Genomic DNA, 22,514 nt, shown 5'->3' with positions numbered 1-22,514 from the left:
GGGCAAAATGGCAATAATTCTATATTCTATTTTGCTTAGTGACTGAGCTATCAGCAAAACTAACTGAGCAAATAAAAACACTGGTGCTATTACCTTTACGAGTTTATGCACACAGCACTTTATCATAAAAATTTAGGCTATTATTTTAATGATAAAGAAAAATTGGTGTGCGTGGCGATTATTACACATCAGCAAACGTTGATGCTAGCTTTGGAGCATTGCTATCTAAAGAATGTTTACGGCTTTATAAACAATTAGATTCAACTCCAGAAAATCAATATTTTAGGAAATAGGTGCTAGCATGGACAACTGCTTTTGATATTATTTATAGTTTAATTACAGAAAATTTTCCTCAGGCAAATAACCTTCAATACACGGTTTGCGAAATCAGCCCCACAATGCAAACACTACAAAAAGAAAACTTGCTCCATTTCTGGGCCGGTTAAATGGTTAAATTACAATGAGTTACAAGAAAATCCTCAAACAGCAATTATTATTGCTAGTGAAGTTTTGGACGCTTTTGCAGTTCACAAAGTGCAGTTTTCCAAAGGTAAGCTATGAAGAGCTTCCACTTAAATAGCGATGGCGAGAGCTTAAAACCCTTTGGCAAAAAAGGCTAAAACGGTGAACTAGAAGAATACTTAAGAAAATTAAAAATTGAATTAATAGAAAATCAAATAATTGAAATTAATTTTAGATGCTGTGAAATGGCTTTAAAACCCTTGTTAACTCACTAGTAGAAGGCTTTATAATTACTATTGATTGTGGTGATTTGTCAGATCATCTTTATAGCCCAGAAAATTTAACAGGAACAATAAAATGTTTTTCTAAACATAAACTTAAGACTCAAGTTTTTGAAAATATTGGAGAACAAGATGTCACTTCTGATGTAAATTTTTCTGCATTAATTTATTATGGACAAGAATTTGGGCTAGAAAACTTGGTTTTTACTAGGCAAGCAGATTTTTTTAATTAAGTTAGGTTTACTAGAACGGCTAGAGCAATTAATAACACAAGATCCTGATAGTTTTAAGTCATTAAAAACTCGACTGGCCTTAAAAACTTCTTTATACTTGGTGGCATTAGTGATCATTTCAAAGTGCTAGTCCAGAAAAATCAAAAGAAATTAAATATAAGTTACAAAATAAAAGGCAGCCTCGAAAGACTGCCCTTTATTCACCTTCACCAAACAAAATTTAGAAAGAAATTCTTGAACTACCACCTACTGCATTAGTAATTACTAATTCATTTTTAGCTTTACTAAGGTTTAATTGCTTACGACTTCCTCGAAGATCAAGCTTATCTTCTGATTTGTTCATCATTAAGCTTGTTACATCTTTACCATTAATTGTTACTTTAGTGTCATCATCAAAACCACGACCATTAATTGTTAAAACTTGTTTTTGATAACTAACACTACCTGCAACTATTTGCATAGTGCTTCTAACATTTTCTGAAAGTTTAACAAAACGGACATTAGAAGAAGCGTCAGAAAAAAGTGCTAATTAATAAATTACCATCTTTATCAGCAGATACCCTACCACCAAAACCACTTAGGTTGCTTGTGAAACTTGGCCGCCATCACCTTTAGCTATAGATTCATCACCGCTAATAAAGTTAGAAATAACGTTTGTTTGTGAATCAACCCGCCAAATGCGTTGAGTAGTTCTAAATGATTGAGGGTCAAAATCAACTGCACTAATAAACAAGTCTCCATCTGCGCCAATACTTACATTAGAAACAAAACCTAGTCCAGCATTAGTAGCTAGTCCACCTTCACCGCTAAAGCGTGTTTCCCCATTTCCAGCAACCGTAGTAATAATATTGGTTTTAGCATCAATTCGACGAATGCGGTCATTATTTACCAAGAAAACATTTTTATTACTGTCCATTGCCAAAGCAGTTGGGAAAATTGTTGCTTTAGTTGCTACCCTCCATCGCCGCTAGAACCTTTTGACCTGTACCAGCAATTGTAGTAATGATATTAGTTCTAGCATCTACTGGCGAATACGCCCACCTGTTGAAATTAACAAATTAACCTTGATCATCTACCAAAGCATCTGTGACGCTCAATACTTCCAGCCGTGCAAGTTCACCATCAGCAACCATTCTTTGACTAAAAGCACCTGCAACAGTTGTAATAATTTTGGTACGTGCATCAACTCTACGGACACGCTCATCAAGACTATCTACAATAAAAATATTTCCTGAATTATCTACAGTAATATTAGTTAGTGCAAAAGATACGTCTGAGTCAGTAGCAACTTTTCCATCACCACCGCCACTGTTAAAAAATTAGTTTTGGCCTGAACCCGCAACAGTTAATAAATTTCCTGTAGTTGCATCTATTTTATAAATAAGGTTGTTTTGGAGATCCCAACAAATAAGTTTCCTACTGGATCACTAACAGCTGATAGTGCCAAGCCAATAGAAGCATTGCTAGCTTGTCCTTCAGTTCCGCGAGAATTTACCCGTCTATTACCAGCAATAATTTGAGTAATGCCTTCTGCTGTACTAGCATCCCTTAAGAGTAAAGCTGTTTGTGAACTAATTAAAATATTGCCATTAGCATCAACTGCTATTCCTCCACTAATTAGTAATCCATCATCTTTAGCACCTACAAATTTAGTTTGTAATTCATTATAAATACCTGTTTGAAAATCTATTTTGCCAAACCCTACACCAATAATTATTAAATTACTATCTTTATCTAGTGAAAGTGCAAAAGGAGAAATTGGAATTTCTGTAGCTAATTTTCCATCACGATCCCCAAGTGGATTGCTAGACCCAAAAGGACTTTTTCCATTACCAGCAATAGTTGTAATAATATTTGTTGTTGATCTACTTTTCTAACTTCTATTATTTTCAGTTGATAAAAAAAAAGATTTCTTTGATCAACTGCAATTTTGAATTCACCTAGTCCAGCATTAGTTGCTAATGCACCATCACCAGAGAACAATTTTTCACCATTACCTGCAAAAGTTGTGATGATCCCCGTTTTAGCATCAATTCGACGGATTCGACCTTCTGTAGCAATGTAAATATTGTTGTTTTGATCAACTGCTACATCAGAAACCAATTTACCTAAAGAAGCTTTTATAGCTAAATCGCCATCCCCAAATGCAGGGCCTTCTATACCTCCAGCTAATGTGTTAATAGCGTTTGTTAATATATCAACTCGTTTGATAGATTTTGTTAAATCATCTGCAATCAATAGATTACCAGTATTATCTAAAGCAAGTCCACGTGGTCAATACTTGAAAGTAAAGCTAATTGTCCATCTTCCGCTACTTTTCCCCTCCAGCAACAGTTGTAACAACTTTTGTTGTGCGTCAATGCGGCGAACTCTACCGCCAAAAGTATCTGCAAAATAAATATTGCCAGCTTTGTCAAACAATACCGTTTCGACACCAGCTATATTAGCTTTACTAGCTATTTGCCCATCACCATAAGAAAATGTTCCACCTGCTACAGTTGTTATTTCACCTACAGCTAATTCTGATACTGGTTTAGCTGTAATATTTATTTCTTGTTGTGCTATGCCTGCACGAGTAATAACAGAAAGTGTTTTTACTCCTGCAAAATTTTGTGCAGGCAAGCCAAACCTTATTTGTGTAGAACTAATGGTTGAGTTTTTAACTAATTGATCTCCAAAAATCACTAAACTATCATTAGTAAAATTACGTCCATTGATAACTACTTCTGAAAGACTATCCATTCTAAAAGAAGTTTCACTAACTTGGCTAATTTCTGGTACTGAACTTTGTTGCTGTGCATACACTTTATTATAAGAATCTTGTGTTACAATTGAAAAGCACTAAACAATATTAAAAGGAAAGCAAAGACTTGTAGACGATAATTGCATAACATATTGCTTGACTTCATTAAACTATCTCCCTAAATAAAATTATTTGTTTTCATTTAGGGACGCGCAAAAAAATTAAAAACTCTATCAGCTTTCTTAAAGGTTTTCCGAAAATTCTGAAAATACCGTTAGCACTTACAAAACATTAACCTTTTCTAAAATCATTTTCTTGCCAAACAAGTACCGTAAAATCGCTATTAAGAGCAATAGCTTTATTGTTTGGGAGAAAAGTAAATAAATAAATTGAGCCACAATCATTTAGTTTGGCGATTGGTTGTAAACTATCAATATCATAAATATTAATAATTTTTCCATTAGTCTCCCAAACAGCAAGAACCTTTCCACTAATTGAAAACATTGAAATATTTGGTAATCCTACAAAATTAGCTTTATTTAATTGAGCTATATCTGAGCCGTATTTTGAAAAAAGTGTATGGTCTTTAAGCTTTAACTTTGTTTTTCCATTCACAAGAATTTGGACATCTTGCTCTCCTGAAATAGCAATAGTTTGATTATCTGGACTAAAAATAACCCCTTTAATTTGAAATCCTACATTTAAGGAAAAAGAATTTTTCGCATCATTTACATCAATAAGAGATAAAGTAGTATCATTTACCGAATTAATTGTGCCAAGCCATTTGCTATCAAAAGAAAATGGTGAAGTAGAAAAATCTAAAGAACATAACTTTTGATTTAATACCTTTGTGCCACGTCCAGAAACAATATCCCAAATATAAGTGTTAAACCGGGTTGTTTTATGAGTGTTATCCTCAAATACTTCTGTCTGAAAAGCTATCTTTTTGCTACAAGGAGAAAATACCCCTACTTTACTTAACCACTTAACCCTAACACAGCCTTGATTTTTTGGTCTGCCATAAACTTCTTCTGTAATGCCATTTTCTGACCAAGAAAATTCTTGACAATCTCCTGTTGATAACCGCCAAAGCCAGAAAGAATTGCTGATACCCCAAATAACAAGTAGTTGACCATCAGGAGAAAGTGTATGTCCATAATTTTCTTTCTTATGTTCCCAAATTCTAAGTTCGCTTGTTTCTATGTTGTAAATATGTAATTTAAAGCTTTTTGGCAAAACCCAAAAAAGTTGATTATCAGACGAAAACCAGCAATTAAAATCATTTGGAGAACAATCTCCAATAGTAAGTAGACATTTCTCTAAATAAAGATCCCAGAGTTTTATACTATTATTTTTTTGTAAAGTTACCAAAAATCTTTCATCATTTGATTTAAAAAAAATCGAGTAAAGAGATTCCTGCTTAATAGATTTATAATCCAGCCTATCAATATTCCAACGTTCAAATTTAGTTTCTTTGGTTATTATTATGTTTTTACTATCAGGCCAAAGCTTTACCATTTGTCTTTCATCAATAGGAAAATCTAACTGTAAACAAGCAGTATTTATATCCCATATCTGTAATCTTTTACTGAATGTAGCTAAAAGATTACTACCAATAAAGACTTCTGATTTTGCTCTATTCACAGCTAAAGTAAGCTTGCAGGTACCATTATTTAGATCCCACAAATGTAAAAATTTCTCTGTTCCCAACACCAACATAGTGTAATCAGGGGAAAGTGTAAGATGATTAGGCAAATACTCTTGACCATCTAATCTTAAAAAATAAGAATTTGCTGAGTGTTTATCAGAATCTACACAAAGATGATCATACAATTCTTGTTCTTTTCTTTTTGGATAATAAATAAGCTCTTGATTAAGTAGTTGCATTGTAAAAGGAAAAGTATTAACAAAATTATGCTCAGTAATTGAAGGATTAGCCCATAAAGCAGATTGATAAAGTTCAGAAGTGGTAGTAACAGATTGCAACTGGAAAGAGGCTAAATTATAAATTTGAACTGTTAAGTTGCGATCTATTAAAGCAAATGAATTATTATCTTTTGAAAAAATAATCCAATCATAGAGTAATGGTTTTATTTCAAGCTCTTTGACTTTAATGCATTCTTTGCCATTATTTAAATCCCATTGGGAAATTTTGGTTTTTTCTTGAATTATTAAAAAGTTAGTGTTTGGTATAAATGCAAATGTATTACATTCTATAAGTAAAGGAGCATAAAGCTTACCTGTAGTTGTCTGGCAAATTTGAATATTTCTAAAAGCTTTTAGCAACAATAATGAACTATCTGGTGAAAAAGATACTTTAAATACACTTTCTGTCTTAGTTAAATAACATAAAAGTTTGCCAGTATCAGTATCATAAAGACTAATAGCTTTATTTCGGCTCCAAATGGCAATAATTTTACTGTTAGGAGAAAAGACTAGATAATCTAACTCTTCATAATGAATTTTGATGCCATAAAACGGATCTTCTGCAGATTCTTCTGTAGCTTCAAATCTATCTATTTTCCATTTCCATTTCTGAGCAACTAGATCCCAAAGAGAAACTGTCCAATGTTCACTAGTTGCAATTTTGCTATTGTCTGGAGAAAATAAAGCTTTATTAATTATGTGTTTATGACCTGACAAAGTTGCTATGTGTTCATTAGTTTCTGCATCCCATAAAGAAAGCTTACCTTGATAATCCAATGTAGCAATTATTTTGTTATCTGATGAAATTATTGTTGGGCAGGCTCTAAGGCTTTTACGAAAAACTGGCAAAGGTGTGTATAGTGGAAGTTGGCTTTGATCAGGAATTAGTGAAGATAATTTTTCAAAGTTTTTACGATCTTGCTCATTAACAGGCCGATAATTACATTGTTTTAGCCAGTCAACAATTTCTGCTGCCAAATGGACAGGTGTTTCAAAAACAAGAGGCCATAATTTATCAAATTCTTTTGACTGTTTTAGCTTAGCAATTACTGCTCGCCAATCAATAAAATTAGTATTTTTAGTCTGTATTATTTGATATTGCGGAATTGATTCTTTATCAGAATCAACTTCTACAAAAGATTGAATTCGATTACCAAGTAATGCTGCAACAAATTTCCAATTAATCAAATCTATATTTGGTTTACACTGACTTAATAAAGCTACTTGTTTTATCTCTGTTTCTGTCATTGATGAGAGTGGTAGAGAATCAAAATATGTTAGTTTCCAAACCTTTAATTGAGAACTACCAACTACAAAAAGTAGTTTACTATCTGGTGAAAAAAGCAACTTTTTGACTTGTTCAGAATGCTCAAGTTTAACTTTAATCTGTTGGCTAATTAAGTCCCAAATAAAAATATTGTTTCCTTGTTGCTGACTAAGAGCCAATAACTTATTACTTGATATTGCTATTGATGAAACCAGATTAAGAGACGCACTATCAGGAATTCTAAGAATATCTATACATTTTTGAGTATCAACATCCCAAAGTCTTGCTTCTGCTGAATGACCTGTAGCCAAAATAGATCCATCTGGAGAAAAGGCTACTACGCTAGTATGGGGCATTAATACTGGATAGGCGTTACCTGTTTTCAAATCCCAAAACCTTAAATCACCTGCTGTGGCTAAAAAGCGAAAATTTGGAGAAATAGCACAATTGTAGCATTCATTTATCTTAAATTTAGTTTGACGGTGCCAAGTAGTAGTATTTATTAATTCAACAGTTTTGTTAGGTGAAATAGCTAGTAAAATTTTACAATCGGGCGAGAAGGCAATCCCAGCAGGTAGTTTCATTGTTGTTTTGTGAGAAGACTTTTGTAACTGTGGTGCCTCTGGGCTAGGAGAACCACAATATTGGCAAAATTTTCCTTCACAAACTTTACTGCATTTGTAACAATTTTTTAAGGAATGTTGATTAAGTTCTATTTTGGAAAGATCCCAAACATCTAAATTATAATAATCACGGCTAATTGCTGTGGCAAGTGTTTTTCCATCTGCAGAAAATGCCATTGATTCACTTGCTCCACAAAAAGTGGCATAGCACTTCCATTCAGGTATTTTCCAAATTTGTGCTTCTGCTCCTCTATCGTTTCCTATAATTAGCATTGAGCCATCAGGAGAAATTGCCAGACTTGGATTAAACCAGTTACCCGTTAATTCATGTAATGAAGAGATAGTAAAAAAGGTTAAGTTTTTACCACTAACTGGACGTAATTGAGAAAGTTGTTGGAATAATTCCTGATCAGAAATTTCTGATGGCTGAAAATTTGCCTTTTCAAGTGCAGCTAAAATCTCACTTGACCATCTAGGAGGTGCTTGAAAAACCCATTTCCACAAATCATCAAACAATTGGTTTTGTATTTTTAATTCTATTAGAGTTTGCCATTCTTTATCTGATCGAGTGGCTAGATTTGAAGCAGAATTAAATTCAATAAATTGGGCAAACCTTAAATCTTTACTATCTTTTATTAGTGAAGCTATAGCTTGTTGTTTTTTCTTGTCAAGATTATTGTAAAGCGAGAATAGTTGTTGCAATTCAGGATCAATTTTTAGATAAGCTTCAAAATTGCTTAGTTAATAAATAAAAAAGTCCTATGATAATGATTCATCGGTTGGTAAATAACCTTTAATAATAGCAATCTCAATTAAAGCTAGTGATTGTTGTTCAATTATCAGCCGACAACTCATCAATAGCCCGTTTGTTCTCTAAGTTAGCCAACACTTTAGAAGCAAGCTGTTTAATATACTCATTATTATCATTAAGAAGATTTGCTAGTTCTGTTAAACATTTATTATCTCCTACATAAGCACTATCAATTATTGGCTTTAACTTAAGTTCAAACTCAGCACGCAAACTATATTCAAGCAAGCATATTAAAAACTGCCATATTTCTTTATCAGAATCTTGACAAAGTTCCAATTGAGTTTGAACTCTTGTTAGATAACTTCTATCCATATGAGCTAATGGAATTTTACTTAATGATTCCCAAACCCTAAGAATGGGAGGTTTTCTTTCATTTTTGCAATGAGTAATAATACCCTGATTATTTGACTCAAAACTAAACTGTGTCACTATTCCATCTCTGCGTTGATGAGTAGAAGTTGATTGTTGTTTTTAAAGGGTCAATTTCCCAAACACTTATTCTTTCTATTTTTCTAATTCCTGATTACCAATTGAACTATAAATATCTTTTGAACCAGTAATGCCAGTAGTCATTACTCTTTCCCATCAGACAAGAGCGTTAGAGCAGAAATATGGTGTCACACTGTATTTGACCCTTACACTCTCCTGTCTTTAGATCCCAAACTATCAATCTACTATTATTTTTATACGTAAAAGTACCATAATCAATTGTAGTAGCAACTAAGTATTTATTATTAGGTGTAAAACATACTGATCCAACAATACCAGAAAAATCTAGGGTTAAAAAACATTCTCCCGTTTTGACTTTCCAGAGTTTAATATTTCGGTCAAATTGGTCTCCAGCAGTAAGTAATAATTGATTATCTGAAGAAAAAAGCAGTTGTGTTAGTTGAGGTTGTGCCTCCATGTACCACCATGAGGATTTCGTTTTGTACCTTTTTTGTCAGTCCACTTTATTTTTCTACTATATTTACCTATAGCCAAATCCCAAATTTTTATAGAATAATCACTACCTGTAGCCAATAACTTGCCATCGCTAGATAAAGCAATTTGGTTTATTCTTGATTTTGATAGTTCTTTTGTATCATCTGGATCTACTAATGGTGGAAAATGCTCTCTAGTTAATATATTTACCAAATGAATTTGGCTGTATTCCTCAATTATCACAAGCAATCCACTATTGGGAAAAAAAGAAAAATAAGAGAGGTATGTTTTGCTGTTGATTTGAGCTTTAGAAACACCTGTTTTCCAATCAAAAATAGACAAAATTTCCCCTTTGTAGCCGTGATGAATAGCAAGCAATCCTGTACTAGGGGAAATTTGCGAGTTTCTCAGTTCTCCAATACATTCAAAATTCTGGCTAGATTTATAAAGAGGTAAAACTAGATTACCATCTATTTGCTGGTGTAATTTACAAAGATTCTTTCTGTAAAAAATCCTGTGGTTAAGCAGCAATAGAAGGAAGATTCCAAAGAGAATCCCACTCACCATTAAGCTCAACGACCTTTAAAATAGCCAAAGACTTAGAACCAGAAGAACACCAAGACATAGAGTTGTCTTTCTGGCGTTTGCCAATAACCTGATCAACGCCCTTTTCCATACGACCAGAGCCAATAGGCTTAGAAGCCTGCTTGCGACGCTCATAGTCAATAATTTCAGCCTTGTGCTTAAGAAGATAAGAAATCAACTCTTCTAATTTTATAGAGTTTCTAGCCTTAACTTCATTGCGAAGATAAAAAATTACTTCACTAATGTGACCTTTCCACAATAAGGGAAAAATAAAATTCAGATGATGGAGTTTTTCTTCTTTATTGCGTCCAATCATAGAAAAAAGCTCATAAACCTTCTTCTCAAGATGATACCAATCTAAGATTATAGTAATTGTTGTGCCAAAAATTAGCTGCAAACTATTACGAATGCTCTTTGCCCCATCTGTTATTGCCACTATAGGTAAGGCAGATCTGCGCCTTGAATACTCAATCATTAGCTCACTTTTTACTACTTCTTCTAAACTTACTAATTCATTTGCTTTTTTATCAGTTCCTGCTATTAGGTAACGATATGAGCCATCTTTTTGCTCTAACATTACTATATCTGTATTGACTCTAGTTTTTTGCTCAACTTCTTTGCCATCTCGTTTGGCTTTTTGTTCTTTAACTATAATCCCATCATCAAATATCAACACTTCTTCTGCTTTTGCATCATAAATATTTACTCGTGTTTCTATTTTTGGCATTTTTCCTTTCTTTAATCTTTGAGTAACTATCTGTTGTTGGGCTTGGCTTATCTCTTCTGCTTTTGCTTTTACCATTAACCATATCCCTTGATCGCTTAACAACTTTTGTCCTGTGTTTCTTTTGATTAATTTTTCTACTTCTTCATAACTCAAGCGATTACTATAATATGCCGCGTATTCTGCCAATCCATCACTTACGTATCCATTCTTGCATTGCCCTGTTATGCTTAAGTAATCTTCTCCGTTATCAAACCTTTGTACCTTGAACTTAAATTTTCCATGTAGGGTTTTGATTTCTATTTCACTTGTTCCATTTACTTTTAATTCGCTTTTTTTTTACTTCTTGCTCTTGTGCCTCTATCATTAACTCTTGTTCTATTTTTGGCAAACTGCTTCTTTTGAATTTTTCCACTGCTGCCTCTATTTCTAACAAACTTCCTTGCCCTACTTCCAACTCATACTCTTGCATTTCCCCTATTTGCTTGCCTTCTTTATTTTCTAGCATTATTTTTATCTTTGCCATTTTTCATCCTCCTGAGTTTTTTTCTCTCAAGAGTTTACTTTATGGCATCCAACTATCACAGGATTTTTTACAGAAAGCAAAGTTTTGAAAAAACTTCGCTTCCATCTAACGGTTGATAATGGTTTGACTCTAATATTTCTAGTATTTCACTTGACCATCCAAAAGGAACTTGAAATACCAATTCCCATAGTTGCTGATATTGTTTCTTGAAGGCTAATTTCTGGATGATTTCCTGATAATCAACTATTTCCTGTGGTTCAAAAAATTGACCTACTTCATGATAAAGAGTTGAAAAAAGATATGATTTGTTAAACTGTTCATTAAAATCCATTTATTGTATCTCCATTATCACTATCAAATTGATTTTAGCTCTTTTGGCAGCATCGGCCAAAAACAGGAAAATCTTTATTACAAATTTATCTTTATAAGAGTTTTTATTGGACAATAAAAGATAGAAAACGTAAATAGTTTACGCGTCTACTGTTATAACTAAAATAATAATAATAAAATAACATTTTTAGGGGGTAATTTTGAAGTCTTATATTTCATTTTTGCTATTGTTTCAACTTATTCTTTGTGCTCCAGTGCTAGCTTGGCAAACCATCACAGGAACGCTTTCTGGGCGAGTAATTGACGAAAGCTTAACTCCTTTAGTTGGTGTAGTTGTAAGAGTAACACATTTAAGCAATGGTTTTGTTTATGCTAAAAAAACAGACTTGCAAGGCATTTATCGTATTGATTTTTTACCTGCTGGAGAATACCGTATTGAAGCAGAAAAAGAAGGTTATAAATCAAATATAATTGAAAGATTTGTTGCAGAAGTAAACCGAGAAAAAGTTATTAAACCGCCCCCAATACAGCTTATTCCTGTTAGCCTTCCCCAACCTGTCACCGTCCCACAAAATATTGCTGGGGTCTTGCAAGCTAATATTGCTGATTCTACTTTGCGTGGTAGTGCTACAGCTGAATTTATTACTGCTCTTCCCTTAACAGGAATTCGTAGCTTTGATGCTTTTGCTTTACTAGTAGCTGGTGTTTTACCAGCACCAACAACTAATGGTGTTAGCGGCCCTGGCATTGGAGTTGTAACAGCAGGACAATTTTCCGTTAATGGTGCAAGAGCTAGAGCTAATAATTTTACAATTGATGGTTCAGACAATAACGATCAAGATGTTGGTGTTCGTCGTCAAGGTTTTACTTTAGTTGCTAGCCAGACAGCAGAAAGCCTAACAGAATTTGAAATCTCCACACTACTTTCTAATGCTGAAGCTGGACGAAACACAGGTGGACAAATTAATATTGTTAGTCGTTCAGGTAGCAATAAAATAAACGGCGAAATTTATAATTTTTTTACTGATTCTGCCCTTAGTGCTCGTGATTTTTTTGACTTTTCTAGTGAAAGTAACCCAAAGAAAAACCCTTTTACACGTAATCAAATTGGTGCAGCAATAGGTTTTCCATTAATTGCCAACAAACTAAATTTATTTGCTAATTTTGAACATAAAAGCATTAATCGTGTACAGGAAGAACATTTTTCTGTTCCAACAACTCTGGAGCGTTCTAGAAGCTTAAATCTAGCAAGACGCTCTAGCAAACTAGGTTTAGATGTACTTGATCGAAATTTTTATCCTTTACCTAATAATGTAGGAGGGCCTTATCAAGAAAATACTTTAACTAAAATTTTAGCAGCTAGCGGGCGTGGGACTCTTTTGCAATTAAAGCTGATTACCGATTGCCTATTGAAAATAAAGTTTCAAACTTGACAGCTCGTTATAATTTTACTGATGATAAAACAACTATTCCAACAGTTGATCAGGCGATTAATTCAAGCATTCAAGCAAAAACTAGGACTCAAAACCTAGCTTTAGCTTTAAGCATAGATTTAAGTGAAAATATTGCTAATCAATCCAGGTTTTCTTATGGACGTACCGCGCTAAGTTTTCAAGAATTAGCTGATAGTCCATTTATTTTCCAATCTGGATCAACTGGACAAGATCTTAATGCAGATGGACAAGCAGACGGACGAACCGGCCCTATTGGAAGAATATTACTTGCTCCATTTAGCCCAATAGGAATTGATACAGATTCTTTTCCCCAAGGTCGGGTTAATAACTCTTTTCAATTTGCTAACACAACAGCAATAACAAAAGGAATGCTGTCTCTAAAATTTGGTTTAGATATTCGCCGAGTACAGCTTAACAGCTTTTTAGACCGTAATTATAGAACTCAAATAGCTTTTAACTCAGGCTTTATCAACCGTCCAAGACAAGGTTTAACCGTTGGCACAGGAGCCGACTTTGCCGCTTTTGGTCTACCTGCTGATATTTCCCAGGCTCTAGCAATAGTGCCAGATTCAACGCTTGCACTACGTTTTACAGAAACTAACTTTTTTATTCATAGTCAACTGAGAGTGCGACCAAATTTAACTTTAGAGCTTGGTCTAAGATATGAAAGAAATAGTGTCCCAACAGATGCAACCGGACGTTTAGAACGCTCTTTAACTATTATGGATTCTGAACTTCCGCCATTTGATCCCAACCGCCCTACAGCACAAGTTTTTCTGCGTAGCCTTTGCAGCACAAAGAGATATTCTAGCTAACCGTCAAAAAAACTATGAAGCAGATAACAATAATTTTGCTCCTCGTATTAGCTTTGCTTATGATTTGAGCAAAAAAGGTCGTCTAGCTCTGCGTGGTGGTTATGGGCTATTTTATGACCCAATTCTAGGAACATTGGTTAATCAATCAAGAAATGCTTTTCCTAATTTTATACCAGTAAACTTTGGCTCTAGTACTCTTTTAGTGAAGCACTTACGGCTAATCCTGCATTTATTCGTTTTGGAAATAATTTAGATATTCCACTAATTCAATTTGGCACATTAAACACAATTGGACTACCTGCAAATCAATTTATTACTGCAATTGGAGCTTTATTGCAGGTAATAACAAATGATCCTGTTGGAGGTGGTTTTGGTGCTGGTGTTACTTTGCCTGAAAAAACTTAAAAGCTCTTATTTACATCAATATTCGCTATCTTTAGAAAAGGTTTTGTTAGACCGTTACACTTTAACTTTGGCTTATGTTGGCACTAGCGGAAGAAAATTAACCCGTGTACGCACTCCAAATGCAGGACAATCTAGCTCTGTAGGAATTAGATTAATTCCAGGATTTCCAACTCAAGTAATTCCAACCTTAAACCGTCCAAATTCTTCTTTGGGTGCTGTAACCTTTTTTGAAAGTGCTGCTAATTCTAATTACAACGCCCTACAAGCATCTCTAACAAGAAAGTTTTCTCAAGGTCTAGCTGTGCAATTAGCTTATAACTATTCACACGCAATTGATGATGTATCAGATATTTATACATTGGCAGGCTCTTTTGCAGTTGCACAAGATGAGCTAGGACGAAGTGAAGGCTTAAGATCAGAAAGAGCTAGTGCTAGTTTTGATGTTCGTCATCGTTTTACAAGTGCAGTGCATTATAATTTAGCAACTTTGTCAACTAGTAAGATACTGTCTGGTTTAGAGTTAGCAGCTATTGTCACTTTGCAAACAGGACAACCTTTTACCGTTAATAGCAGTGTAGATGTTAACTTTGATGGCAATTTAACTGACAGACTTAATACAACTGAAGGTTTAATAATTTCCTCAAATGGTCGTAGCCGCATTAAACTTAAGCCTAATACTAGTTTTGTTTCCCTACTTGCTCCAGTAGATTTAGCTAATCCAAGTAATGGTGCGGTTGGACGCAACACTTTTCGTAGTGCTGGCATTGCTTCACTAAATTTAGCTGTAATTAAGAAGTTAGCAATTACAGATAGTTAATATTTATTTCTACGTTTAGAGGCATTTAATTTATTTAATCGTACTCATTTTGGAGTGCCAGTTAGAATATTTGAATCTCCTAGCTTTGGCTCATCAGTAAACACAAATCTTTCACCAAGAACTATTCAATTTGCTTTGCGCTATCAGTTTTAACTGAGGGCGTATTAACAAAACCATGAACTTGAAATTTTTCTCCGCTTGGGCTGGCAAAACCAACATTTCCACAAAGAAAGTTATTGTTAGGATCCTTAAAAAATCCTAAAGAAACTTTTTCTGCTGTTGCACCAGATAAGATTTCATGCTCAATAGTTCCATTTTTTAGCCTAATATAAACACGGTAAGAATCACCTACTTTTATAGGTGGAATAATTGGAAGTGATGGAGCAATTGGAGAATTTAAGTTTAATACTCCATCACGACAAAGAAAAACTTGAAATTTGTTTGGGGCCTGTCCTGTAGGGCCATTTAAGTAAAATAAATAATAATTTTCTCATCCTGAGCATTAATAATCCAGGTTGCCCCAGAGAATCCAAAAGTCGTAGTCCAAAACTACTTCACTTTCGCAGTAATAAAGGTCTTTTGGCATCCCAATTTTGTTAATACCTTGAACCGTCATCACTCCATTTTCAGCTTTCCATAAATCAGGTGCATTCCAAAGACTTAAACCACCTTCAAAGTTATCTGCAAATTCGGCACTTGTTAAACGAGGCTTTAAGTCTACTGTAAGAGTAGTTTCTTTATCAGCCTCAAGATCAATAATTGTTTGATAAGCTTCAAAACCATTATTTTCTAAAAGTAACAAATATTTACCATTACGAAGAAAACTTGTTGCTTCTAGTACACCTAGGCTAGAAACTATACCTATTTGTTCTTTATTTAAGTAAACACGTGTATTTGGTTTAGCAGTAATTTTTAATTTAGCTGGAACTTTTTCCAGAACTACAGGAATTTGCAAAGCTTGTCCAGAAATTTCAATTGGAGAGGAAAATGTTTTATGTTCCGCTAACTCTATTGTAAGGTTATATTTACCAACAGGAAGTTTTGCTAGTAAAAGATTATCTGGGGATAAAGTAAAAAGGTCTTTATCAACTATTTTATTATCAATTTTAATTACTGTTTCTGGAGAAAATTTTGCAAATTTTAATTCAAGTAGTCCAAATTTAGCTTCTAGTTTAGCTTCTATTGGCAGAAGCTTTTCGCCTGCTAATTTAATTTCTTGGTTAAAAGGAAAATATTCTCTATGTTCAATTCTAAGTTGGTATTTGCCTGGTTTTAGTGTAATTGGTTTACTTAAATTACCATCAGCTAATATTTTTCCCTGTAAGCGGTTATTAATGTAAATTTCTGCTCCTTCTGGCGCAGAATAAACAGTTAATTGACCATAAGCAGGAGCTTTAATTTCTGCTTTTTTAATTTCTACTTTTCTAGGCTTTTTTTGGGCAAAAGTTAAGGGTGACAAGAAAAAAAATAAAGAAATAATAAATAAGCAGGATAAAAAATTTTTACTCATTTTGCTGAAACGGCTAAACGAAAACCTAGATCTTCTTGCAAAGTATTTGGCAGATCCCAAATCCGCGAACTAGTACGAGAATCTACAACTGCATTACTAAAGTTTCCTCCACGAATAATTTTGCATTCTAGGTCTGATTTCTTAAATTTATAATTGCTATTAGGGTATAACCTAAAACTTGAACTAGTCCACTCGCTTATATTACCAGCCATGCTAAAAATTCCAAAAGGGCTTTTATCCGTAGTAATATTTGGAGCTTGATTTATAGGTAAAGGGTTTCTGTTTTCGTCCGCTACTGCTATATTGGCTAGACCTTCTTTCCAAAGATTTCCCCAAGGAAAATGATTATTAGTGTTGCCCCGTGCAGCATATTCCCATTCTTCTTCTGTTGGTAAACGGTAAGAAATTCCATCTTTTTTAGATCTCCATTTACAATAATTATTAGCATCCTCCCAACTAACCTTGGTGACAGGATAATCTTCTGTATTGATTGGGAAATTATTACCTTTCCAATGTTCTGGTGGTGTGTAGGCGGAATCTAAAACAAATTCTTGATACTATTTATTTGTCACTTCATATTTACTTAAATAATAAGACTCTAGCTCTACTAAATGTTCTGGAACTTCTTCATCTGGAATTTTACAACCTGGAATTTCTAAACAATCTGTTAACTCACGACCAATTTTTGCCATTGCACTTGGAATTAGGACAAATTGAGATAAATCAGGTATGTTTGTTGAAGTTGTTAAAATTTTTGGCGTTTCAAGATTTTTATTAACTGTTGAAGCTGAAGTGTTTATTGGAGTTGCTGATGTAGAAAGCTTTTCGCTAAGACTCCAAAGACCAAAACCACTAGATAGAGCAACAACAATTACTGCTGCTGTTAATAAATAATTCATTTTCCATAACTTATCAGTAGTAATGCCTTTTTCTTCTTGTTTTTTTACTATTAAAGTATTAGCTGTTGTAGCAACTGAAGGTAATTTACTTATAGGAAGTTTATTTTGTACAGTTACTAGATTAGCACGGTTAGAAATAGTAGAATTTGCTGTATCAGATAAAGCTTGCCAAAGTTCTTCTGCTGTTTGAGTTCGCTCACGAACATCTTTAGCAATTGATTTCATCACTACTTGACAAAGAGCCATAGGAAGATCAGGAGCAAATTCTATTAAATCAGGAGCAGGTGTATTAACGTGAGCATACATAAAACTTAGCGTGCTATCAGCTTCAAAAGGATTACGACCTGCTAGCATTTCATACAAAATAATTCCTAAAGAATAGATATCAGAACGTCCATCTAAGGATTTTCCTTGGCATTGTTCGGGTGACATATAATGTGGCGTTCCAAAAATATCTCCTGGATTAGTTAGTGGTGCGCCACCCTGGGTAAAAGTGGTAAGTTTAGCAATACCAAAATCAAGCAATTTAACTACTTCTCGTCCATCTTTTTGATGGAAAAAAATATTATCCGGTTTTAAGTCTCGATGAACAACGCCTTTGCTATGAATCAATGATAACGCCTGACAAACTTGTTTAGCAAAATCTATAACTTGGCTTAAAGACATTTGCTTATTATCACTTAATCGTTTGCGAAGGGTTTCACCTTCTAAATACTCCATTATCAAATAACAAGTTTTTTCTGCTACACCATAATCAAAAACTCTAACCGTGTTGGGATGATCAAGTTTAGCTGCTGTGCGGGCTTCACGCTTAAAACGTTCTATTGCATCGTCGTCTTGTGTCCAATAGGTATTTAGCACTTTAATTGCTACCATAGTGCCTAAATCTATATGGCGTGCTTGATAGAACTTGGCCCATTCCACCTGTACCAATTAATTTTACTAACTCATATTTACTTAAAAAAAGTTCTCCTATTTTTAATTCAGGAATATTATTTTTTTTTCCTTGCGTAATTTTTTTGGTGTGTAACTCGCTATCAGGAACTAGTTTGTGTGCAGGAATTTCTAAAAAGCTATTTGCAGCCTCATCAGCAGCAATTAAATTTTTTACTTCATCATAAAGCTCTTTATCCTCGCCACAAACAGAAAGTAAAAATTCTTCTTGTTTGGCCCCTTGAAATTCAAGAGCTTCTTCAATTATTAATTTTACTTTCTGCCAATGTTCGGGAGTCAATTGCTTAACCTCTGATTAAAATTAACTAATAACAATCAATTAACTTAATTAGATAATTTTACTAGACGTACATATGAAAAAGTTTGTAAATCTGTAGAAACTATTAACAAATTTCCATCAGCGTCAATACTTAAAACTGGTGTGCCAGCAACACGAGCATTAGCAACTTGTCCACCATCCCCACTATATTCATCAGCTTTACCACTAGCAAAAACTGTTAATTTTCCACTTTGTGCATCTAGCCGCCAAATACGAGTATTAAAAAATCCTCCAGAAACTGATGTGCTTTCAACAAATTCAAATGAAGCAATAAAAATATTGCCTGCTTTATCCATTGCTAACCCAGAAACGGTTCCTAAACTAGTATTAAGCGGTGTGTCAGCATCTCTAAAACCTATTTTTCCATTACCAGCAATTGTAGTAATTATATTGGTTTGCCCGTCAATACGGCGAATCCGATTTCTATCATTAATAAAAATATTGCCTTGTGGATCTGTAACTATTTCTCTGGGGGCAATCTCAACAGATATTGCAGGAACATTATCAGGAATATTATTAATATCTCCTACTCTACCATTACCAGCAATTGTAGTAATTTTTTTGGTTTTAGCATCTATTTTACGGATACGCCTAATTTCAGAAATAAAAATATTGCCATTACTATCAACAATTAAATCAATAGGGCTTGTTAAGCTTGCTTTTTTAGCTTTTATATCATCTTTCTTAGAACCTGCAACAATACCTGCAATAGTGCTGATTATTTGAGTATTAGCATTAATGTTTCTAATTTGTTGATTAAAACTATCTAAAATTAACAAATTTGAATTTTTATCTATTTGTAAAGAGTCTGGGCTAAAAACAACATCTGGATCTGTAGCTGTTTTTCCATCCCCTTGGCTGGGAGTAAAAATTACTTTCGGCCCACTACCAGCAAAAGTGCTTATAACCCCAGTAGAACTATCTACTTTTCTTACAACCTCGTTCAATAAATCAGAAATAAATAAATTATTTTGTGAGTCAGCAACTACATCACCAGCAAAACCTAAACCAGCATTAACAGCTAAGTCTCCATCTCCACGCAAATTAACTAAATTACTGCCAGCAATAGTTTTTGCTTCAATAAGAGTTTCGTTTATTGGCAACATAATGATTCTGTTAAGAACATCCATAAAAAGATTTCCTAAACCATCTATTGCTAATTCATTAGATGGAATTAGACCATCTATTGTAGCTGGATCTTTATAATCTAAACGATTGATTATATTGGTTGTTAGATCTATTTTTACTAACACTGGTGAATTAGCAAAAAGTATATTGTTAGGCCCCAAAACTAAAGAAATTGGTGTTAGAGCAACTTCTGTTGCAGGTCTATTATCCTCTATTCTACCTGTATATCCATTTCCATTACCTGCAATAGTATTAATAGTGCCTGTATTTGCATCAATTTTACGTATCCGTTTATTATCAAATTCAGCAATAAAAATATTACCTGTTGAATCAACTACAATATCAGAGGGAGCTATATTAGCTTCAATTGCTGGGCCACCATCGCCAGAAAATACTCGATTTCCTGTACCAACAATTGTTGTAATAATACCTGTTTTGCTATCTACTTCTCGGATTCTATTACTAGCACCTATTAGTAAATTGCCATTAGGTCTAAAAGCAATACTTATTTTTTCAAATAAATCGCCAAGAATAGCTTTTGTTGCTAGTCCACCATCACCAGAAGCTTGACCAAGTTCTCCACCAGCAACTGTAGTAATTATATTAGTAGTTAAGTCTAAACGTCGGACACTTGCAGTTAAGTCATCTACAATAAATAGATTGCCGTTGTTGTCTAAAGCTAAATCCCCAGGTCTTATTTGAGATAAAAGGGCAAGTTCCCCATCTCTAAAAGCAGTTCCACCACCAGCAATAGTAGTAAGTATTCCTGTTTGTGAATCTACTTTACGCACTCTTTGGTTTATGCTATCAGCAATAAATAAATTTCTATTGCTATCAACAAGTAAACTACTTATACCAAATAAACTTGCTTTTGTAGCTAAACCACCATCACCATTAGAAATTAAGCCTCCAGCAATAGTAGTAATTTCGCCTACAGCAAGCTCACCTACTGGTTTAGCTATAACATTAATACCTTGTTGTGCTAAACCCCCTCTAGTTAAGACACTTAAAACACCAGTGCCAGGAGCTTTTTGAGCAAGTATAGTTACTTTAATTTCATTAGCACTAACTACTTCTATATTTTCAATAGCTTTATCAGCAAATGTAACAATACTTTCTGGCGCAAAGTTTTTTCCCTTTATAGTAACTACTGCGCCATTATCCATAGATACAGATTTTGGTGTAATGCTTTCAATTTCTGGTGCGCCGACCGTAACAACTTTAATTGCTTCTGTTTCATTAATAGCTTCTGCATCAAGTACAAAAACTTCATTTCCAGTAATTGAAACGCTAACAGCTTGATTAAAAGACACATTTGGTTGTGCTAACTCTATTACTTCAGCCTTTTGACTAAATGGGCGTGTAATAATCTTAACACTAGTATTATCAACAACATAAAGATTTCCTGCACCATCAAATCAATGGATGAAGGTTTATCAAAACCTATAGCTAGGTTTTGATTATTACTATTAAAACTGACTATTAACTATATTATTTGCACTAGTAGCTACGCCTAGGGTTGATACATTAGTAGCTACTTGGTCATTGTTACGAATAATTTCTATTAGTCTAACTCTGTTATTGTCTTCATCAGCAACAGTTAATATTTTGCCATCAGAGCTAAGAGCCATTCCAGCAGGACGCTTAAATCTAGCTTGTTGACCTGTTCCATCGTTATTTCCGCTTTCGCCAGGTTTACCAGCTAGTAAAAAAAGCTCTTTTTTGGAAATATTTGCAAAATAAATTACATGATTATCTGTATCAGCAATATAAAGATTTCCACTTGAATCAACAGCAATTCCTCTTGGGCCGTTTAATGAAGTGTTAGAAAGAGCTTTTTTCCTTCTATATCAAATGAATTTAGTCCAGGTGAGCCAAGCCCTAAAAGTGTTTCTACTTGGTCATTAAAACTAATTTTACGAATACTATGATTTAAGGTATCACTAATATAAATTCCACCATTGACGCTATTATCTATTGCAATTGCTGTGGGCCCGGCAAACAAAGCATTTCTCCTGATACCATCCTGAATGCCACCTTTTTATCTTTACACCAGCAAAGATTTCTAAGAAGAGCTAAGTGCTTTACTTGCTTTCATTATTACATGTTGTTTTGGGTTACTTAGATAAAGTTGGCCGTTGCTATCTGTTTAGTATCACCTAATTATTCATTTGATGATTTACATTCAGCAACCGTGACAAAAGTAGAAATGCTGTTACTACCTTGTTTAGCTGTGTTAGCATTATCAAGCCTTGATTGACTCCCTCGAACTTCTCCCGAATTCAGGATCAACTTGTGCAATTCTGCTACCTGATTGCCAAAGCACTCCCTGATAAGTTTTTGGTCTGAAAGATCCGTAGCAAAGTTAAAAAATACGATTACCTTCATTTACTAGCCGATTATGACGTTGTCTTATCTAATACTATTTTGTAGATTTGTATTAGCTGCCAAGCGTTAAAACCCCATTAATTTATTTATGGATTTATTAAAAGGAACTAACGCAGCACTTAAGAGCAATATAACAAAAGTAAACGACTTTACTTTAACTCGTATACAAACCTCTTATGCTATTTTTTACTTATTTTATAGATATGGAAAAATATTATTTTGCTACTAAGACGACGTAAAATTATAAAAAAACATATAAAAAAGCAGGAGATTAATAACTTCATTGTATATAAGAAATAAAATTACGTCAGATTTGGGTGGTTTAATCTATGTCTGATGACTCACAAGATGTTACAGTAATGTTAGTTAAGTGGAGTAATGGCGATCAAT

At 33.9% G+C, this 22,514-nt stretch carries 24 protein-coding genes and 1 pseudogene; 7 read left to right on the top strand and 18 right to left on the bottom strand.

Going from position 1 to position 22,514, the window contains the following annotated elements:
* Positions 1 to 345: 345 nt before the first annotated feature.
* Together IPK14_03330 and IPK14_03325 are read left to right on the top strand one after the other, a co-directional pair.
* Complete coding sequence (locus IPK14_03330; GenBank protein ID MBK7992463.1) at positions 346 to 561, top strand: SAM-dependent methyltransferase; 216 nt, start codon at positions 346 to 348, stop codon at positions 559 to 561.
* Between the two features lie 187 nt (positions 562 to 748).
* Positions 749 to 976, top strand: coding sequence for an SAM-dependent methyltransferase (locus IPK14_03325; protein MBK7992462.1), 228 nt, complete (start codon positions 749 to 751; stop codon positions 974 to 976).
* Between the two features lie 220 nt (positions 977 to 1,196).
* On the opposite strand, the gene IPK14_03320 is transcribed toward IPK14_03325, so the two are convergent.
* Both IPK14_03320 and IPK14_03315 read right to left on the bottom strand, forming a co-directional pair.
* Positions 1,197 to 1,436, bottom strand: coding sequence for a hypothetical protein (locus IPK14_03320; protein MBK7992461.1), 240 nt, complete (start codon positions 1,434 to 1,436; stop codon positions 1,197 to 1,199).
* 117 nt (positions 1,437 to 1,553) lie between these two features.
* Positions 1,554 to 1,892: a hypothetical protein gene (locus IPK14_03315; GenBank protein ID MBK7992460.1), complete on the bottom strand. Its 339-nt coding sequence runs from the start codon at positions 1,890 to 1,892 to the stop codon at positions 1,554 to 1,556.
* A 254-nt stretch (positions 1,893 to 2,146) separates the two neighbouring features.
* On the opposite strand from IPK14_03315, the gene IPK14_03310 reads away from it, so the two are divergent.
* Both IPK14_03310 and IPK14_03305 read left to right on the top strand, forming a co-directional pair.
* Entirely contained in the window at positions 2,147 to 2,299 is a 153-nt protein-coding gene (locus IPK14_03310) for a hypothetical protein (protein ID MBK7992459.1), read from the top strand.
* Positions 2,300 to 2,499: 200 nt separating this feature from the next.
* Positions 2,500 to 2,646 (top strand): hypothetical protein, encoded by a 147-nt coding sequence (locus IPK14_03305; protein ID MBK7992458.1) that lies wholly within the window; start codon positions 2,500 to 2,502, stop codon positions 2,644 to 2,646.
* Positions 2,647 to 2,749: 103 nt separating this feature from the next.
* Here the strand turns inward: IPK14_03305 and IPK14_03300 are convergent, their stop codons facing one another.
* The 9 genes from IPK14_03300 to IPK14_03260 all read right to left on the bottom strand — a co-directional run bounded on the left by IPK14_03300 (position 2,750) and on the right by IPK14_03260 (position 11,436).
* Positions 2,750 to 3,214 carry a hypothetical protein gene (locus IPK14_03300; GenBank protein MBK7992457.1) on the bottom strand — a complete coding sequence of 155 codons (465 nt, stop codon included), beginning with the start codon at positions 3,212 to 3,214 and terminating at the stop codon, positions 2,750 to 2,752.
* 36 nt (positions 3,215 to 3,250) lie between these two features.
* Positions 3,251 to 3,781 (bottom strand): IPT/TIG domain-containing protein, encoded by a 531-nt coding sequence (locus IPK14_03295; GenBank protein ID MBK7992456.1) that lies wholly within the window; start codon positions 3,779 to 3,781, stop codon positions 3,251 to 3,253.
* Positions 3,782 to 4,010: 229 nt separating this feature from the next.
* Entirely contained in the window at positions 4,011 to 8,237 is a 4,227-nt protein-coding gene (locus tag IPK14_03290; GenBank protein ID MBK7992455.1) for a WD40 repeat domain-containing protein, read from the bottom strand.
* A 130-nt stretch (positions 8,238 to 8,367) separates the two neighbouring features.
* Entirely contained in the window at positions 8,368 to 8,775 is a 408-nt protein-coding gene (locus IPK14_03285; protein MBK7992454.1) for a hypothetical protein, read from the bottom strand.
* A gap of 169 nt (positions 8,776 to 8,944) precedes the next feature.
* Positions 8,945 to 9,253, bottom strand: coding sequence for a hypothetical protein (locus IPK14_03280; protein ID MBK7992453.1), 309 nt, complete (start codon positions 9,251 to 9,253; stop codon positions 8,945 to 8,947).
* Entirely contained in the window at positions 9,232 to 9,612 is a 381-nt protein-coding gene (locus tag IPK14_03275; GenBank protein MBK7992452.1) for a hypothetical protein, read from the bottom strand. Before IPK14_03275 ends, IPK14_03280 begins: the two co-directional genes overlap by 22 nt.
* Positions 9,613 to 9,790: 178 nt before the next feature.
* Positions 9,791 to 10,768 carry a hypothetical protein gene (locus tag IPK14_03270; protein ID MBK7992451.1) on the bottom strand — a complete coding sequence of 326 codons (978 nt, stop codon included), beginning with the start codon at positions 10,766 to 10,768 and terminating at the stop codon, positions 9,791 to 9,793.
* A gap of 115 nt (positions 10,769 to 10,883) precedes the next feature.
* A complete protein-coding gene (locus IPK14_03265) occupies positions 10,884 to 11,105 on the bottom strand; it encodes a hypothetical protein (protein MBK7992450.1) in 222 nt (73 codons plus the stop codon).
* A 67-nt stretch (positions 11,106 to 11,172) separates the two neighbouring features.
* Positions 11,173 to 11,436, bottom strand: coding sequence for a hypothetical protein (locus tag IPK14_03260; GenBank protein ID MBK7992449.1), 264 nt, complete (start codon positions 11,434 to 11,436; stop codon positions 11,173 to 11,175).
* A 199-nt stretch (positions 11,437 to 11,635) separates the two neighbouring features.
* Here IPK14_03260 and IPK14_03255 point away from each other — a divergent pair, with 199 nt between their 5' ends.
* From IPK14_03255 to IPK14_03245, 3 genes are all read left to right on the top strand, one after another.
* Positions 11,636 to 12,868: a carboxypeptidase regulatory-like domain-containing protein gene (locus IPK14_03255; protein ID MBK7992448.1), complete on the top strand. Its 1,233-nt coding sequence runs from the start codon at positions 11,636 to 11,638 to the stop codon at positions 12,866 to 12,868.
* A complete protein-coding gene (locus tag IPK14_03250; GenBank protein MBK7992447.1) occupies positions 12,865 to 13,704 on the top strand; it encodes a hypothetical protein in 840 nt (279 codons plus the stop codon). The genes IPK14_03255 and IPK14_03250 overlap by 4 nt, the downstream gene beginning before the upstream one ends.
* Positions 13,705 to 14,083: 379 nt before the next feature.
* On the top strand, positions 14,084 to 14,926 hold the full coding sequence (locus tag IPK14_03245; protein MBK7992446.1) for a hypothetical protein: 843 nt from the start codon (positions 14,084 to 14,086) through the stop codon (positions 14,924 to 14,926).
* A 502-nt stretch (positions 14,927 to 15,428) separates the two neighbouring features.
* Here the strand turns inward: IPK14_03245 and IPK14_03240 are convergent.
* From IPK14_03240 to IPK14_03210, 7 genes and pseudogenes are all read right to left on the bottom strand, one after another.
* Positions 15,429 to 16,436 carry a PEGA domain-containing protein gene (locus IPK14_03240; GenBank protein ID MBK7992445.1) on the bottom strand — a complete coding sequence of 336 codons (1,008 nt, stop codon included), beginning with the start codon at positions 16,434 to 16,436 and terminating at the stop codon, positions 15,429 to 15,431.
* Complete coding sequence (locus IPK14_03235) at positions 16,433 to 16,927, bottom strand: SUMF1/EgtB/PvdO family nonheme iron enzyme (protein MBK7992444.1); 495 nt, start codon at positions 16,925 to 16,927, stop codon at positions 16,433 to 16,435. Before IPK14_03235 ends, IPK14_03240 begins: the two co-directional genes overlap by 4 nt.
* A gap of 66 nt (positions 16,928 to 16,993) precedes the next feature.
* Complete coding sequence (locus IPK14_03230) at positions 16,994 to 18,259, bottom strand: serine/threonine protein kinase (GenBank protein ID MBK7992443.1); 1,266 nt, start codon at positions 18,257 to 18,259, stop codon at positions 16,994 to 16,996.
* Positions 18,198 to 18,569 (bottom strand): hypothetical protein, encoded by a 372-nt coding sequence (locus IPK14_03225; GenBank protein MBK7992442.1) that lies wholly within the window; start codon positions 18,567 to 18,569, stop codon positions 18,198 to 18,200. Before IPK14_03225 ends, IPK14_03230 begins: the two co-directional genes overlap by 62 nt.
* A gap of 44 nt (positions 18,570 to 18,613) precedes the next feature.
* Entirely contained in the window at positions 18,614 to 21,049 is a 2,436-nt protein-coding gene (locus IPK14_03220) for an IPT/TIG domain-containing protein (protein ID MBK7992441.1), read from the bottom strand.
* A gap of 156 nt (positions 21,050 to 21,205) precedes the next feature.
* A pseudogene (locus IPK14_03215) lies at positions 21,206 to 21,553 on the bottom strand (hypothetical protein).
* Positions 21,550 to 21,741 (bottom strand): hypothetical protein, encoded by a 192-nt coding sequence (locus tag IPK14_03210; GenBank protein ID MBK7992440.1) that lies wholly within the window; start codon positions 21,739 to 21,741, stop codon positions 21,550 to 21,552. The pseudogene IPK14_03215 and the gene IPK14_03210 overlap by 4 nt, the downstream one beginning before the upstream one ends.
* Positions 21,742 to 22,514: the final 773 nt, after the last annotated feature.

It is taken from the genome of Blastocatellia bacterium (genome assembly GCA_016713405.1).
GTDB lineage: Bacteria > Acidobacteriota > Blastocatellia > Chloracidobacteriales > JADJPF01 > JADJPF01.
Note: the sequence above shows the minus strand (reverse complement) of the source record. Positions and strands in the feature narration are given on the sequence as shown.

Bases quoted from the DNA above. Each gene is read 5' to 3' on its own strand.
- IPK14_03260 (MBK7992449.1), bottom strand. From the start codon at position 11,436: ATGGATTTTAATGAACAGTTTAACAAATCATATCTTTTTTCAACTCTT.
- IPK14_03320 (MBK7992461.1), bottom strand. From the start codon at position 1,436: ATGCAAATAGTTGCAGGTAGTGTTAGTTATCAAAAACAAGTTTTAACA.
- IPK14_03240 (MBK7992445.1), bottom strand. From the start codon at position 16,436: ATGAGTAAAAATTTTTTATCCTGCTTATTTATTATTTCTTTATTTTTT.
- IPK14_03280 (MBK7992453.1), bottom strand. From the start codon at position 9,253: ATGGAGGCACAACCTCAACTAACACAACTGCTTTTTTCTTCAGATAAT.
- IPK14_03305 (MBK7992458.1), top strand. From the start codon at position 2,500: ATGCCTTCTGCTGTACTAGCATCCCTTAAGAGTAAAGCTGTTTGTGAA.
- IPK14_03315 (MBK7992460.1), bottom strand. From the start codon at position 1,892: ATGGACAGTAATAAAAATGTTTTCTTGGTAAATAATGACCGCATTCGT.
- IPK14_03265 (MBK7992450.1), bottom strand. From the start codon at position 11,105: ATGGCAAAGATAAAAATAATGCTAGAAAATAAAGAAGGCAAGCAAATA.